Below are 14,873 nucleotides of genomic sequence, written 5' to 3'. Positions count from 1 at the left end.
CGGCATGGATGCGGCGGCCAAGCCCCCATGGACGGGTTTACGGCGTCCCCTGCCACCGGACCCACCCCGCCTACCCACAGGAAGCCGGCTTTTGCTGTTGCTGTTGCCGGCCAGCGGCCGGCACTACCGCGGGTGCAGGGCGCAGCCCTGCCGAGCCCCCCAAACCCTTACTGGAGCAGGGAACGCAGCATCCAGGCGTACTTCTCGTGGGTCTGCAGGCGCTGGGTCATCAGATCCTCGGTCGGGGCATCGTCACCCTTGGCCGCCACGTCCAGCACTTCACGTGCCGTACGGCAGACCGCTTCGTTGGCGACCACCAACTGGCGTACCATTTCACGCCAGTCCGCACTGTCGGTCAGGCCCGGTTCCTCGGCGATCGAGGTCAGCGCAGCAAATTCCCGGTAGGAGCCCGGGGCATTGAAGCCCAGCGCGCGGATGCGCTCGGCCACGTCGTCCAGTGCTGCCCACTGCTCGGTGTACTGCGTCTCGAACATGGTGTGCAGCGAGTTGAACATCGACCCGGTCACGTTCCAGTGGAAGTTGTGCGTCTTCAGGTAGAGCGTGAACGCATCGGCCTGGAAGCGCGACAGACCGTCGGCGATCTTCTTGCGGTCGCCCTGGGTGATCCCGATATCGATGTTCGGTGCCGACGGTGCCGCCGCTGCAAGCTTCTGCTTGCCGGTCTTGGCCTTGGTCGTGCTCTTGGTCTTCGCCATGGGGTTCCTCCTTGTGGAATCGTTGGCCTTCACAATAAACCGGTCGTGATGACTGGTCGCTTTCAAAGTTTTGAACGAACCGATTGATGAACTCTATCGATAAAAATCCATCGCCCCGCCTGCGACAACAGCGTGCCGCCATCGACGGCGCCATGAGCCGCGACCGGGGCCGTCTGCTGGGAATGCTCTCGCGTTGCCAGGCCAAGCCACAGGATGCGGCGTTGGCCGCCACCTTCGAGCAGGCCTTGCAGGCATCGGTGCAGCGCCGGCAGATGCGGGCGCAACAGCAGCCATCCATTACTCTGGACCCGCAGCTGCCGATTGCGCGTGAAGCCGACGCGATCATCGAGCTGATCCGCGACCACCAGGTGGTGGTGATTGCCGGCGAAACCGGTTCGGGCAAGACCACCCAGCTGCCGAAACTGTGCCTGGCCGCGGGCCGTGGCCAGGCTGGCATGATCGGCTGCACCCAGCCGCGACGGATTGCCGCACGTGCGGTGGCCAGCCGCGTGGCGCAGGAACTGCAGAGCGAACTGGGCCAGCTGGTCGGCTTCCAGGTGCGCTTCAACGACAAGGTCAGCGACGACAGCCGCATCAAGTTCATGACCGACGGCATCCTGCTGGCGGAGATCGCCAGTGACCGCTGGTTGTCGAACTACGACACGATCATCGTTGACGAAGCGCACGAACGCAGCCTCAACATCGACTTCCTGCTGGGCTACCTGAAGCAACTGCTGCGCAAGCGCCCGGACCTGAAGCTGATCGTCACCTCGGCCACCATCGACACCGGTCGTTTCGCCGAGCATTTCGACAATGCGCCGGTGATCAGTGTCGAGGGCCGCACCTTCCCGGTGGAAGTGCGTTACCGCGCGCTGGAAGGCGAGGGCGAAGACCAGGGCGAGCGCACCGTCAACGATGCCATCGTGTCGGCCATCGACGAGATCACCCGCCTGGATGCGCGCGGCGACGTGCTGATCTTCCTGCCTGGCGAACGTGAGATCCGCGACGCGCACCAATCGCTGGAGCGCCGCAAATACCGCAATACCGAAGTGCTGCCGCTGTACGCGCGGCTGTCCAACCAGGACCAGGACCGGGTGTTCAACCCCGGCCCGAACCGGCGCATCGTGCTGGCCACCAATGTGGCCGAAACCTCGCTGACGGTGCCGCGCATCCGCTACGTGGTCGATCCCGGCTTTGCCCGCGTCAAGCGCTACAGCCCGCGCAACAAGCTGGATCGCCTGCATATCGAGCCGATCTCGCAGGCAAGCGCCAACCAGCGCAAGGGCCGTTGCGGTCGTATCGCCGAGGGCATCTGCTATCGCCTATACGCCGAAGCTGATTTCCAGGCGCGGCCGGAGTTCACCGATCCGGAAATCCGCCGCTCCAGCCTGGCCGGGGTGATCCTGCGCATGCTGCAGCTGGGCCTGGGCCGCATCGAGGACTTCCCGTTCCTGGAAGCACCCGATGAGCGTGCGGTGGCCGATGGCTGGCAGCAGCTGACCGAGCTGGGCGCGATCGATGCCGAGCGGCGCATGACCACCGTCGGCAAGCAGATGGCACGCCTGCCGGTGGACGTGAAGCTGGCGCGCATGCTGGTGGCCGCGCAGGCCGCCGGCTGCCTGCGCCCTATGCTGGTGATCGCCTCGTTCCTCGGCATCCAGGACCCGCGCGAGCGACCGCCCGAGGCGCGCGGCGCGGCCGACAGCGCACATGCGCAGTTTGCCGATGGCCGCTCCGAGTTCGTCGGCGTGCTGCGCCTGTGGGACGCCTACCGGCAGGCCCATGAAGACCTGACCCAGTCCAAGCTGCGCGACTGGTGCGGTCGCCATTTCCTGGGTTTCCTGCGCATGCGCGAGTGGCGCGAGCTGCATCGCCAGCTGCGCCTGCTGTGCGAGGAACTGGGCTGGAAGGAAGAGGCTGCCGAGGCGTCGATGGCGCCGCTGCTGGCCGGCAGTAGTGCGCCGGCGCCGGCGCGTGATGACGCGGCAGCGGTGAAGGCCACCCGTGGCCAGCTGCACCGTGCAGCGCGGCTGGCCCGCGAGGGCAAGGCCGAAGTCGCACCGGCACCCGTGGCCGTGCGTGCGCAGAAGGAACAGGCGCCGGCGGGCGGTGGTTTCAGCGAGCGCGTGCGTGCCACCGCCTATCAGACCCTGCACCGCGCACTGGTGGCGGGCCTGCCGACGCAGATCGGCCACCGCACCGAGAAGGGCGATTTCCAGGCCCCGCGCCAGCGCCGGTTCCTGCCGTTCCCGGGCTCGGCGCTGTCCAAGCGGCCGCCGCCTTGGCTGCTGGCGGCCAACCTGCTGGACACGCAGAAGGTGTGGGGCATGACCCTGGCCGCAATCGAGCCGGACTGGGTGATCGCCGAACTGCCGCACCTGCTGCTGCGCAAGCACTTCGATCCGCACTGGTCGCGCGCGCAGGGCCAGGTGCTGGCGTCCGAGCAGATCAGCCTGTTCGGCCTGGTGCTGGCGCCGAAGAAGCCGGTGCACTACGGCCGCATTGAGCCGGGCGAGGCGCACGACATCTTCGTGCGGCAGGCGCTGGTGACCGGCGAAATCAACACCCGTGCCAGCTTCGTGGCCGACAACCAGAAGGTGCTGGAGGTCGCGCGCGAGGAAGAGGCCAAGCTGCGCCGCGCTGGCATCGTTGCCGACGAGGACTGGCAGGCGCGCTGGTACCTGGACCGGGTGCCGCCGCAGATCCATTCGGCGGCGGGTCTGGATACCTGGTGGAAGGGACTGGCGCCGGAGCAGCGCAAGACGCTGCACTGGTCGCTGGTCGACCTGCTGCCCGGCGAAGGCAGTGAACAGGAGCGCTACCCGAAGTACCTGGCGCTGGGCCAGGCGCGGTTGCCGCTGCATTACCGCTTCGAACCGGGCGCCGACGATGACGGCGTGACCCTGGACGTACCGCTGCACCTGCTCAACGCGCTGGATCCGGTGCAGCTGGGCTGGCTGGCGCCGGGCTTCGTGGTGGACAAGGCCTCGGCGCTGATCCGCAGCCTGCCCAAGGCGATGCGCCGCAACTATGTGCCGGCGCCGGACTTCGGCCGCGCGTTCTTCGAGGCGTTCCCGCAGCCCAGCGCCGATGCCATCACCGGTGAGCTGGCACGCTTCCTGTCACGCGCGACCGGTGCCACGGTGACCGCGCTCGATTTCGAGCCCGGTGCGATCGAACCGCACCTGCACATGAACCTGCGCCTGCGCGACGAGCACGGCAAGGTGCTGGCCACTTCGCGTGACCTCGATGCGCTGCGCGCGAAATTCGGTGGTCGTGCCGGCGATGCCTTCGCGGCGCGCGCCGGGCGCGAGATGGCGGCCGATGGCCTGCGCACGTTCCCGGCCACGCCGATTCCGCTGCAGGTTCCCGGCGAAGCGGGTGTGCCGGCCTATCCGGCATTGCTCGATGAAGGTGACAGCGTGGCGCTGCGCATCTTTGCCGATCGGCAGCAGGCGCAGGAGGCCCATCCGCTGGGCGTGCGCCGCCTGCTGGAGATTGCCCTGGCCGAGAAGGTCAAGCAGGCACGCAAGCAGTTGCCGGTGGGGGCCAAGACCGGTCTGCTGTACGCGGCCATCGAATCGCAGGAGCGCCTGCGCGGCGATCTGGTCGATGCGGCGATGAATGCCGTGCTGGCCGAAGGCCTGGAGGACATCCGCGATGCGGCGGCCTTCGAGCAGCGTCGCGACCATGCGGCCAAGGCGCTGTTCGGTGAGGCGATGTCGCGTCTGAAGTTGGCCGAGACCATCCTGGCGCTGGTGGCCGAGCTGAAGCCGATGCTGGAGGCGCCATTGATGGGCTGGGCGCGCGGCAACCTGGATGACATGGAAGCGCAGCTGGCCGGGCTGATCCACCCCGGCTTCCTGCGTGATACGCCTGCCGACGCGCTGGCGCAGTATCCGCGCTACCTGAAGGCGATGATCCTGCGCACCGAGCGGGCCAAACGCGATCCGCCGCGCGACCAGGCACGCATGCTGGAACTGCATCCGTTCCTGGACGCGCTGCGCGATGCTGAGGCACAGGGCCTGCGTGAACGCCCGCAATGGCAGGCACTGCGCTGGGACCTGGAGGAACTGCGGGTGTCACTGTTCGCGCAGGAGCTGGGCGCGCGCACCGGCATCTCGGCGAAGAAGCTGGCGCAGCGGGTAACCGCACTGCGCCAGGCGTGAGTCCGATCCTGTAGAGCCGAGCCGGTGCTCGGCTCTACCTCCAGGACGCGCCGTTACTTGGTGCGGCGGACCTTGGGCTGGGTGTTCACACCGTCAACCTTCATGTACCAGACGCCCATCACCCCGGGCTTGATGCTCACCTGGGGTGACGACTTGCGCACGCCGGCCAGGGTCGTGGCATCGGTCTGTTCCCATTCCTGGCCGTTGTCCAGCACGTAGATGCGGCCCTTGCCGAAGCCACGGAACTCGCCCTGCAGCACGCCGGTGATTGGCTCGTTGCTGCCGAAATCGAAGAAGCCCCGGTTCTTCACGATCACTTCCTGGCGTCCTTCCTCGCGTGCCTCCTCGCGGACGGCGGCCACGGCCTGGGTGGTGGCCGCCTCGACCTTGCCCTGCAGCCAGCGGTTGAGCGTGGCCAGTTCCGCCGCATCCAGCTTGTCCAGCCCGGCGGCCTTGAACTCGGCGGGCGACATCTGCTGCTGCAGGTCGCCTTCCACCACGCGCTGGGCCAGCGCAGGCGCCGATACGGCCAGCAACAGCGCGGCGCAAGCGAGCACTCGTGGACGGAAGTGTGGAACGATCGAGGGCATGGCGGGACTCTCCTGGGTTTGCCCGCGAGTGTAGCGGCATGTCCTCATGCCAGGCGATGGTGGCCGCGGCGATTGTCCCTGAACGGCGCCGGCGCTAGTGTAGGGGCCTCTGTCTTGCCTGCTCGATGCTGTGAACCGCGCTTCCGTCCCCGGCCTGGATGCCTTGTTGAACCGTCCCTCGGCAGCGGTGCTGCCCGCTCCGCTGCGCCAGGCCCTGCGCGGGCACTGGGATGCCCCGGAGTGCGACCACCAGATGCGCGCCAGCTGGTCGGTGCTGGGTGACACCCTTGATGCGCTGTCGATGCTTTCAGCCGACGAAGGCGCAGTGGTCGCGGCCCTGCTGTTCGACCTTCCCGGGTTGCGTGCCCACCTGGACGCGTTGCCGCTGGGCAACCACAAGGCAGCGGTGATCGGCCTGCTCGACGGCCAGGACGCTGCTGACCCGGTATGGGCGCTGCATGCCGGTCGCGAGGCCGGGCGCAACAGTGAAGGGCTGCGCCGCCTGCTGCTGGCGATCATCCGCGACCTGCGCGTGGTGCCGATCCTGCTGGCCCGGCAACTGGCGCGGATGCGCGCGGCCGACAAGCTGGATGACGAACAGCGCCGCGCGCTGGCCCAGCTCACCCGCGACATCCATGCACCGCTGGCCAACCGGCTGGGCATCTGGCAGCTGAAGTGGGAGCTGGAGGACCTGGCCTTCCGCCACCTGGAACCGGAAACCTACCGGCGCATCGCCCGTGAGGTGGACGAGACCCGCATCGCGCGCGAGCGCTACGTCGAGAACGTCAAGAAGGTGCTGTCGCGCGAACTGGTCGCGCAGGGCATCAAGGCCGAGGTCAGTGGCCGCCCGAAGCACATCTACAGCATCTGGCGGAAGATGCAGAAGAAGCGGCTGGCGTTCGACCAGCTGTACGACATCCGCGCGGTGCGGGTGATGGTCGACGATGTCGCCGCCTGCTATGCCGCGCTGGGCGTGGTGCATGCACTGTGGGCGCCGGTGCCGAGCGAATTCGATGATTACATCGCCCGTCCCAAGGCCAACGACTACCGCTCGCTGCATACCGCCGTGGTCGGCCCGGAAGGGCGCACCATCGAAGTGCAGATCCGCACCCACGAGATGCATTCGCAGGCCGAACTGGGCGTGGCCGCGCACTGGAAGTACAAGGAAGGCGGCAAGGGCGCGGAGAAGGCCTTCGACCGCAAGATCACCTGGATGCGGCAGCTGCTGGAGCAGGCGCAGGACGGGCAGGGCAACGAACTGGCCGGGGCGCTCGACGCCGAGCTGACCGAGGACCGGGTCTATGCGCTGAGCCCGAAGGACGAGGTGCTGGACCTGCCGCAGGGTGCAACGCCGCTCGATTTCGCCTACCAGGTGCACACCATGGTCGGGCACCGTTGCCGTGGCGCCAAGGTCAATGGCCGCATCGTGCCGCTGACCTACCGCCTGCGCAGCGGCGACCGCGTCGAAATCCTGACCGGCAAGGAGGCCGACCCGCGCCGCGACTGGCTGATGCCGGCCAATGGTTTCCTGGCCAGCAACCGTTCCCGCGAGAAGGTGCGCAGCTGGTTCCACAAGCTGGACCGTGCGCGCAACGTGCAGGCCGGTCGCGAACTGCTCGAGCGCGAGCTGAAGCGTCTGGGCCTGCAGCATTCTGATCTGGCAGTGGCGGCGAAGAAATTCCACGCCGACAGTGTCGATGACCTCTACATCCAGGTGGCGCTGGGCGATACCGGGCCGAACCAGGTCAGCCGCGCCCTGCTGGAAGCCGAGCGCGCGGCCAGCCAGCCGGCAGCCGCGCCGGCGTTGCCGCGCCCGACCGCGCGCCGGGAGAACCTGGGCAAGTCCAAGTTCACCGTGCAGGGCGTGGGCAACCTGCTGGTGCAGCTGGCACGCTGCTGCCAGCCGGTGGCGGGCGAGCCGATCGTCGGCTATCTGACCCGTAGCCGTGGTGTCACCGTGCATCGGGCAGACTGTGCGGCGCTGGCTCGCCTGGCTGCCACCAGCCCGCAGCGGATCCTGCCGGTGGAATGGGGCCAGGCCGGTGGCGGCTACGAAGTGGACGTGGTGGTCACGGCGGTCGATCGCCGCTGGCTGCTGAAGGACATCACCAACCTGATCGCCCAGGAAGACGCCTACGTGCTCGACATCCACAGTGACAACGTGCGCAATAGCGGTCGTGCCCATCTGCGCCTGCGGTTGAAGGTGAGCGACTACGGCCAGCTGTCGACCCTGCTGGGCAAGCTGGACGCGCTGCCGGGCGTGAGCGAGGCACGTCGCCTCGGCTGAGCTTCACGCTGCCCCGGCTACCCTGCACGCATGGAACGCGAGCCTCCGCATCGCCCGCATGGCGCTGAACATCCTGCGCTGGACCGCGTCCGCCGCGAAGGCCGCTGGTGGTGGCTGCAAGCACGCCACGCGCGCCGGGTCTGGCGCTGGGCGCTGGTCGCGGCGCTGGCCGTGTTCGTGCTGCTGGTGCTGCTGCGCAAGCCGCTGGCCGACTGGTTCTGGGATGAGCCGCAGATCGAACAGTTGCTGGCCGAGGGTGACCGCGCACTCGCCGCGGGCCGGTTGAGCGCGGCCGATGGCAGTGGCGCACGCGAGCGCTACCAGGCGGTGCTGGCACTGGACGGTGATCGCCCGCAGGCGCGCGAAGGCCTGGCCCGAACCGCTGCGGCGGCACTGCAGCAGGCACGCGACAGGCTGCAGAACAACGATCTCGACGGTAGCGCACAGGCACTGGCGTTGGCCCGCGAGCTGCAGGTGCCGCAGAGCGAAGCCGAAGCGGTTGCCCGCCAGCTGCAGGCGCGACGCAACGCGGGGGCCGGCATCGGCGCGCTGCTGGCACAAGCGCGCAATGCCTATGCGGCCGGGCGGCTTGATGATGGCGACAGCAGTGCATTGCCGCTGTTCCAGCGCATCCTGGCAGTGCAGCCGGACAATCTGCCGGCGCTGGAAGGGCGCGAGGATGCCCTGAGCGATCTGTTGCAGCAGGCACGCACGCTGGCCGGGCGAGGGGAGCTGGCCGAGGCGGCTGCGATCGTGCAGCGCGCCCGCCAGTTCGATGCCGGCCATGCCGACCTGCCGGCCAGCCAGGAGGCGCTGGCACGTGCCGTGGACCTGCGCCTGCGGCAGGCGCAGCGCGCGTTGCAGCGCCAGCAACTGGAAAATGCGGCGAAGGGATTCCTGGCCGTGCTGGCCGTGGCGCCGGAGGATCCCACGGCCCTGCGTGGCCGCGAGCAGGTGCTGCAGGCCGTGCTGGCGCGCAGCCAGAGCCAGGCCGACGATTTCCAGTTCGACGCAGCACGGCGTGATGCGGCACTGGCCGAAGCGCTGGGCGCGTCGGCCGCGGCGCGCCAGCAGCTGGCGCAGCGCCTGCAACGTGCGCATCAGGCGCAGCAGTCGTTGCAGCAACCGGCGGCCAGCACCGCGCAGCGCGAACGGCAGTTGCGCGAGCTGCTGCGCAGGATCGAGCGCGCCGAGCGCGCCGGGCAGTGGATCAGTCCGCCGGGACACAGCGCGTTCGACGCGCTGCGTGAAGCGCAAGGCCTGGCGCCGCGCGATCCCCGGGTGAAAGCGGCCGCCGCGCGCCTGCTGCCCGCCAGCCGTGCCTGCTTCGATGACAACCTGCGGCAGAACCGGGTGCAGGCCGCGGGCGCCTGCCTGCAGGCCTGGCAGACCCTGTCGCCCACTGCGAACGGCCTGCCTGCTGCCCGCCAGCGCCTGGCACAGCGCTGGCTTGCGATCGGCAGCGAACGGCTTGGCAGCGGCGATGTCGCCTTCGCCGAACGCGCCCTGCAGCAGGCCGCCGAGCTCGGTGCGGGCGCGTCCAGCAGCGAGTATCAACAGCTGCGGCAGCGCCTTCGCGATATCGGTGTGCCCTCGCCCTGAGCCCGCCGTTGCCGGCGGGGTCGTTATAGTAGCCAGCCCCCGCTGCCCGCCCATGGAGTGCCGATGACCGTCCTTGTTTCCGGAGCCACCAGCCAGATCGGCCGGTTCCTGTTGCCGCGCCTGCTGCAGGTGCACGGCCAGGTGCAGGCGGTGAGCCGGCGGCCGCAACCGGCGCAGGACGGCGTGCACTGGCTGTGCGGGGATCTGGCCAGCGCGCTGGACAGCGTGCCGTCTGCCGAGTGGCAGGCGATTGCCAGCTTCGGGCCGCTGGAAGGGTTGGCGCAGTGGTTGTCGCGGCAGGCCCGCGCGCCGGCTCCACGGGTCATCGCCACCAGCTCGATGAGCGTGCTGAGCAAGCAGGATTCGGACCAGGCCGACGAGCAGGACGTGGTGGCGATGCTGCAGCGGGGCGAACAGGGCCTCATCGAGCAGGCCGAGCGCCTGGGGATGGCGTGGACGATCCTGCGGCCGACCCTGATCTATGGCGCCGGCATCGACCGCAGCATCACCCCGATCGTGCAGCGCGCGCTGCGCCTGCGCCTGTTCCCGATTCCGCGGGCCGACGGCCTGCGCCAACCCGTGCATGCCGACGATATCGCCCGCGCCGTGGTGGCCTGCATCACCACCGGTGCGGCGTCGGCGCGGGTGCTGGAGATCGGCGGCGGTGAACGCCTGCCGTATCACGCGATGTTCCGCCGCGTGCATGCCAGCCTGGCGCAACCGACCTTGCCGCTGCCACTGCCGGGCTGTGCATTGCGTGGCCTGGCGGCGGTGCTGCCGCGCGCGCGCGGCCCGGTATCACGCCTGCAGCAGGACCTGGTTGCCGACAATGGTCCGCTGCAGGCGCTGCTGGGTATACACCCGCGGCCGTTCAGGCCGGAGGCGGACATGTGGCAGCCGATGAGTGCCGCACAGGCGCTGCAGCGGATCGCAGCGCATCCAAGCAACCACTGACGGTGCAGATCCGCCCCCTGGCGGAGGCTCTGCTACCATCCTCGGCCTTGTTCCCCGCGAGTACGTTCCATGCCTGACGCGCCATCCGGATCGGCCCCCGCCGAGCGCATTGGCGTCGCGCTGTGCACCTACAACGGTGCGCGCTACCTGCAGGCGCAGCTGGACAGCATCCTCGACCAGGACCTTCCGGTGAGCGAAGTGGTGATCGGCGACGATGGTTCCAGCGACCAGACGTTGCCGTTGCTGCAGGCCTTCGAGGCGCGCGCGCAGGCGCTGGGCATCCGGGTCGAGATCGTCCGGCACCCACGCAACCTCGGTTATGTCCGCAACTTCGCCGACGCGCTGCAGCGCTGCCAGGCCGACATCCTGTTCCTGAGCGATCAGGACGATGTCTGGCATCCGGGAAGGGTGCGCCGCTACGTGCAGCGCTTCCGCGCTGATCCGGGCCTGTTGCTGGTGCACAGCGATGCACGGCTGGTGGATGCGCAGGGCGCGCCGCTGGGCCAGCGGCTGCTGGAGGTGCTGGTGGTGCATCCGGCCGAAGTCGAACTGGAACGCTCGGGCCGTGCGATCGATGCCATTCTGCTGCGCAACTTCGTCACCGGCGCGACCTGTGCGCTGCGTCGTTCGCTGCTGCAGGGGGCGCTACCGGTACCGCCGGGCTGGAGCCACGACGAATGGCTGGCGGTGCACGCGTCGCTGCGTGGAGGGCTGGACATGCTGGCCGAGCCCACCATCGATTACCGGCAGCATGGCAACAACCAGATTGGCGCCAGCCGCCGCGGTTTCCTGCAGCGGCTGCGGCATCTCGATCTGTTCGACGGGAAGGCGCGGCAGCGTACCGCGGGGCGTCTGCTGGCCCTGGACGCGCTGCTGGTGCAGCGCGGCGTCCGTGTTGCACCTGAACGCTTCCAGGGTCTTTCCGCGCTGGCCTGGCGCATGGCCTGGTCGCGTCTGCAACTGTATCGCCGGGCGGGCGTGCAGGCGCGCTGGATCGCTCACGACGCGCCGCGGCTGTTCGCACGCTTGGCCAATGTGTGCCTGGCCGGGGCAGGCTGGCGCGGCGTCCGCGCGGCGTTGGCGGGGGCGGCCGCGGGCTGGCGGGAGCCTCGCGCTGCTTGAACTGCAGTGAAACCGCAGGCCATCGCCCGCCAGCCACCACGGCGCCTGCGTTAGACTCGCCAGACCCTATCTGCCCGCAGCCCCAGTGCCCCGACGCTACGATTCCGACGACAACGACGATTTCGACGACGACCAGCAGGACGACAGCCCGCTGTGGCGGCGTCGCCTGATCACCTGGAGCATGGCTGCGGTCGCGTTGGGATTGGGTTTCCTGATTCCCTACACGCTGTACCTGAACCAGCAGGTGACCCAGCGTTTCGGTGAACTGCGCTGGCAGATCCCGACGCGGGTGTATGCGCGCCCGCTGGTGCTCACGCCCGGCAAGGCGATGGATGCGGCCACCCTGAAGACCGAGCTGGCCGCGTCGGCCTACCGCGATGACGGGCAGGGCAAGGAGCCGGCCACCTATGCGGTGAACGGTGGGCGCTTCGTCATCTCCAGCCGCGGCTACAACGACGTCGACGGCCGGGTCGCCCCGCGCCGGGTCGAGCTGTCGCTGGCCGATGGCGGCGTGGCCTCGCTGCGCGATGCCGACAACCGCAAGGCGCTGAAGGCCGCGCGGCTGGATCCGGCGCGCATCGCCACCCTGTACGGCCAGAAGCAGGAAGAGCGCCGCCTGATCCGCATGGATGAGGCGCCGGACCTGCTGGTGACCGGCCTGCAGGCGGTGGAAGACAAGGATTTCAACCGTCACCACGGTATCGATCTGTCCGGCATCGCGCGCGCGGTATGGGTGACCATCCGCTCCGGTGGCCAGAGCCGCCAGGGCGCGTCCACGCTGACCCAGCAGCTGGCCCGCAGCGGCCTGCTCGGCATCGGCAAGGAACAGACGGTCACCCGCAAGTTCAACGAAGTGCTGTACGCGCTGATCATGGAAGCGCGTTACGACAAGCGCACCATCTTCGAGGCCTACCTCAACCAGGTGTACCTGGGCCAGCGTGGCAGCCAGGCCATCCACGGCATGTCCTCCGGTGCCGAGTTCTGGTTCGGCCGCGACCTGTCGTCGCTGGAAACCGAGCAGATCGCGCTGCTGATCGGCCTGGTCAAGGGCCCGTCCTTCTACGACCCGCGGCGCAACCCGGAACGCGCGCTGGATCGCCGCAACTTCGTGCTGGGCAAGCTGCACGAAGCCACGCTGATCGACGACGCCGAGTACCAGCGTGCGTTGAAGGCGCCGCTGGGCGTGCCGAAGACGCCGGGCCTGGTGGCGGCCAACCGCTTCCCGGCCTACGTCGACCTGGTCCGCCGCCAGCTGGGCCATGACTATCCGGAGTCGGCGCTGCAGGGCGCCGGCCTGAGCGTGATGACCGGCATGTCGCCGTCCGCGCAGGCCTACGCCGAAGGCGCGGTGACCCGTACCATCAAGTCGCTGGAAAGCAAGCGACGCCCCGAACTGCAGGCCGGCATGGTGCTCACCGATGTGCACAACGGTGATGTGCTGGCGGTGATCGGCAGCCGTGAGGTCTCCGAGGTCGGCTTCAACCGCGCGATCGAGGCACAGCGTCCGGTGGGTTCGCTGCTCAAGCCGTTCGTGTACCTGCTGGCGCTGGCACAGCCGGACCGCTACTCGCTGGCCAGCTGGGTGGACGATTCCCCGGTGACGGTGCAGCTCGGCCGCGGCCGCAACTGGAACCCCGGCAACGCGGACAACCGCAGCCACGGTACGGTGCGCCTGATCGATGCGCTGGCCCATTCCTACAACCAGGCCACCGTGCGCGTCGGCATGCAGGTCGGTCCCGAGCGCGTGACCCAGCTGATTCACGTACTGGCCGGCATCAAGGCCGAGGCGAATCCGGCGGTGATCCTCGGCTCGACCGACCAGAGCCCGTACGCGATGGCGCAGCTGTACCAGTTCCTCGCGTCCGGCGGCGAGATCCAGCCGTTGCACGCGGTGCGTGGCGTGCTCGATCCGCAGGGCAAGCTGCTCAAGCGCTATGACAAGACCCCGGCGCCGGCACAGGAGGGCGACTCGATCGCCGCCAACCTGATCAGCGTCGGGCTGCAGCAGGTGGTCGCCAGTGGTACCGCGCAGCGCCTCAACGCCGACGGCCTGGGCCGGCTGCAGCCGGCCGGCAAGACCGGTACCACCAATGATGGCCGTGACAGCTGGTACGCCGGTTACACCGGCGATCATCTGGCGGTGATCTGGATCGGCAACGACCAGAACGAGCAGGCGGGCCTGTACGGTGCCACCGGTGCAATGAGGGTGTGGTCCGGCATTTTCCAGCGCCTGCCAAGTGCGCCGCTGCGCGTCAGCAACAAGGGCCTGGACTGGCAGTCGGTGGCGCCCACCGGCATCAACAGTACCGATGAAGGCTGCCCTGGCGCGCGTCGCTTCCCGTTCGTGGTGGGCTACGCGCCGGCCTATGCACCGTGCGCGCCGGCAGTATCGCCGGACGGGCAGGGTGGAACCGAGGGCGAAGGCGGTGGCTGGCGCAGCTGGTTCGGCCTGGACCGCAAGCCGGACGCCCCTGCGGAACCCGCCGCGGCCCCCGCGGCTGCTACTCCTCCTCCAAGCCGATGATGCCGATGAACTTGCGATCCCTGCTGCAGCCCCTGGCCCTGACCGGCCTCAGCCTGGCCTTGGCCGCGTGCGTGAGCAGCGCACCGCCGGTGGCCAAGCCGCCGGTTGATACCACCACGCCGGCGCAGCGCCTGGCCGCCGTGGACGCCGCCGCCGGCCCGGACGACAAGGAGCTGTCGGTGCAGCCGCTGCGCGATTCGCAGGTTGAAGATCTGCGGGTGACCGCGCAGGCGCAGCGACAGGCCAATGATCTGGCCGCCGCGGCCAGCAGCCTGGACCATGCGCTGGAGATCGTGGCGGGTGACCCGGCGGTGCTGCAGGAACGTGCCGAGCTGGCGCTGCTGCAGGGCCAGTGGGCGCAGGCGGAGACATTCGCACGCAAGGCGATCGATCTGGGTTCGAAGACGGGGCCGCTGTGCCGCCGGCACTGGGCGACGATCGAGCAGTCGCGCCTGGCGCGCGGCGAGAAGGAGAATGCGGTGTCGGCGCATGCGCAGCTGGAAGGCTGCACCGTGCCGGGGATCAAGCGGTACTGAGCTGTTCCCCTCCATCGGGCGCTGCCCCCTCTGCGGCGCACGCTCGCACTGATGGAGGGTTGTGATGGGCCGGGTGGGTAGGGCGTGCAGGACACGCCGTGAACCCATCCATGGGGGCTCGATGGCGCCATCCATGGCGCCAACGGTCCTGCACGCCCCACCCACCCGGCCCGCCATACATCGCGCGGGCCGCAGGCAAGAACAAAATCAAAATCAAAAGCGGGTCGCGCGCTCGCTGGCATTTCCTTTCTTCTTTCCCCGTTACTCCCACCGCTTCTGAACCACCAGTCGAGCAAGCTCGACTCTACGAAGTGCGTCCCTCCGTCACGGGGAAACTGTCGAAGGCGGGGGACTGCGGGTTTGCGGGGTGTCC

General features: G+C 69.0%; 9 protein-coding genes. 7 read left to right on the top strand and 2 right to left on the bottom strand.

The annotated features are described in order from the left end of the window. Nucleotides 1-167: 167 nt before the first annotated feature. Nucleotides 168-716, bottom strand: coding sequence for a Dps family protein (locus tag QRO93_RS18795; protein WP_006439098.1), 549 nt, complete (start codon nucleotides 714-716; stop codon nucleotides 168-170). Between the two features lie 86 nt (nucleotides 717-802). Between QRO93_RS18795 and hrpA the strand changes: the two genes are divergently transcribed. Further along, nucleotides 803-4,885 carry an ATP-dependent RNA helicase HrpA gene (hrpA, locus tag QRO93_RS18790; protein WP_180879327.1) on the top strand — a complete coding sequence of 1,361 codons (4,083 nt, stop codon included), beginning with the start codon at nucleotides 803-805 and terminating at the stop codon, nucleotides 4,883-4,885. A gap of 53 nt (nucleotides 4,886-4,938) precedes the next feature. Here hrpA and QRO93_RS18785 read toward each other — a convergent pair whose 3' ends face one another. Continuing rightward, entirely contained in the window at nucleotides 4,939-5,475 is a 537-nt protein-coding gene (locus tag QRO93_RS18785; protein ID WP_053450556.1) for a hypothetical protein, read from the bottom strand. Nucleotides 5,476-5,605: 130 nt separating this feature from the next. Here QRO93_RS18785 and QRO93_RS18780 point away from each other — a divergent pair, with 130 nt between their 5' ends. The 6 genes from QRO93_RS18780 to QRO93_RS18755 all read left to right on the top strand — a co-directional run bounded on the left by QRO93_RS18780 (nucleotide 5,606) and on the right by QRO93_RS18755 (nucleotide 14,500). Next, nucleotides 5,606-7,762 carry a bifunctional (p)ppGpp synthetase/guanosine-3',5'-bis(diphosphate) 3'-pyrophosphohydrolase gene (locus tag QRO93_RS18780; RefSeq protein WP_053450555.1) on the top strand — a complete coding sequence of 719 codons (2,157 nt, stop codon included), beginning with the start codon at nucleotides 5,606-5,608 and terminating at the stop codon, nucleotides 7,760-7,762. A gap of 30 nt (nucleotides 7,763-7,792) precedes the next feature. Then, the gene (locus QRO93_RS18775) at nucleotides 7,793-9,364 is read left to right on the top strand and encodes a hypothetical protein (protein ID WP_180879324.1); all 1,572 of its coding nucleotides are present in this window, start codon (nucleotides 7,793-7,795) and stop codon (nucleotides 9,362-9,364) included. 63 nt (nucleotides 9,365-9,427) lie between these two features. Beyond that, a complete protein-coding gene (locus QRO93_RS18770; protein ID WP_180879322.1) occupies nucleotides 9,428-10,318 on the top strand; it encodes an SDR family oxidoreductase in 891 nt (296 codons plus the stop codon). 69 nt (nucleotides 10,319-10,387) lie between these two features. Continuing rightward, complete coding sequence (locus QRO93_RS18765; protein ID WP_285304317.1) at nucleotides 10,388-11,440, top strand: glycosyltransferase family 2 protein; 1,053 nt, start codon at nucleotides 10,388-10,390, stop codon at nucleotides 11,438-11,440. Between the two features lie 85 nt (nucleotides 11,441-11,525). Next, the gene (gene mrcB / locus QRO93_RS18760) at nucleotides 11,526-13,964 is read left to right on the top strand and encodes a penicillin-binding protein 1B (protein WP_053450551.1); all 2,439 of its coding nucleotides are present in this window, start codon (nucleotides 11,526-11,528) and stop codon (nucleotides 13,962-13,964) included. Then, complete coding sequence (locus tag QRO93_RS18755; protein WP_180879318.1) at nucleotides 13,961-14,500, top strand: hypothetical protein; 540 nt, start codon at nucleotides 13,961-13,963, stop codon at nucleotides 14,498-14,500. The genes mrcB and QRO93_RS18755 overlap by 4 nt, the downstream gene beginning before the upstream one ends. The last annotated feature ends 373 nt before the right edge of the window (nucleotides 14,501-14,873 follow it).

The sequence above is a fragment of the Stenotrophomonas maltophilia group sp. Smal17 genome, assembly GCF_030237045.1.
Classification (GTDB): domain Bacteria; phylum Pseudomonadota; class Gammaproteobacteria; order Xanthomonadales; family Xanthomonadaceae; genus Stenotrophomonas; species Stenotrophomonas forensis.
The sequence above is the reverse complement of the archived record's forward strand: the minus strand, read 5'-3'. Positions and strand labels throughout refer to the sequence as shown.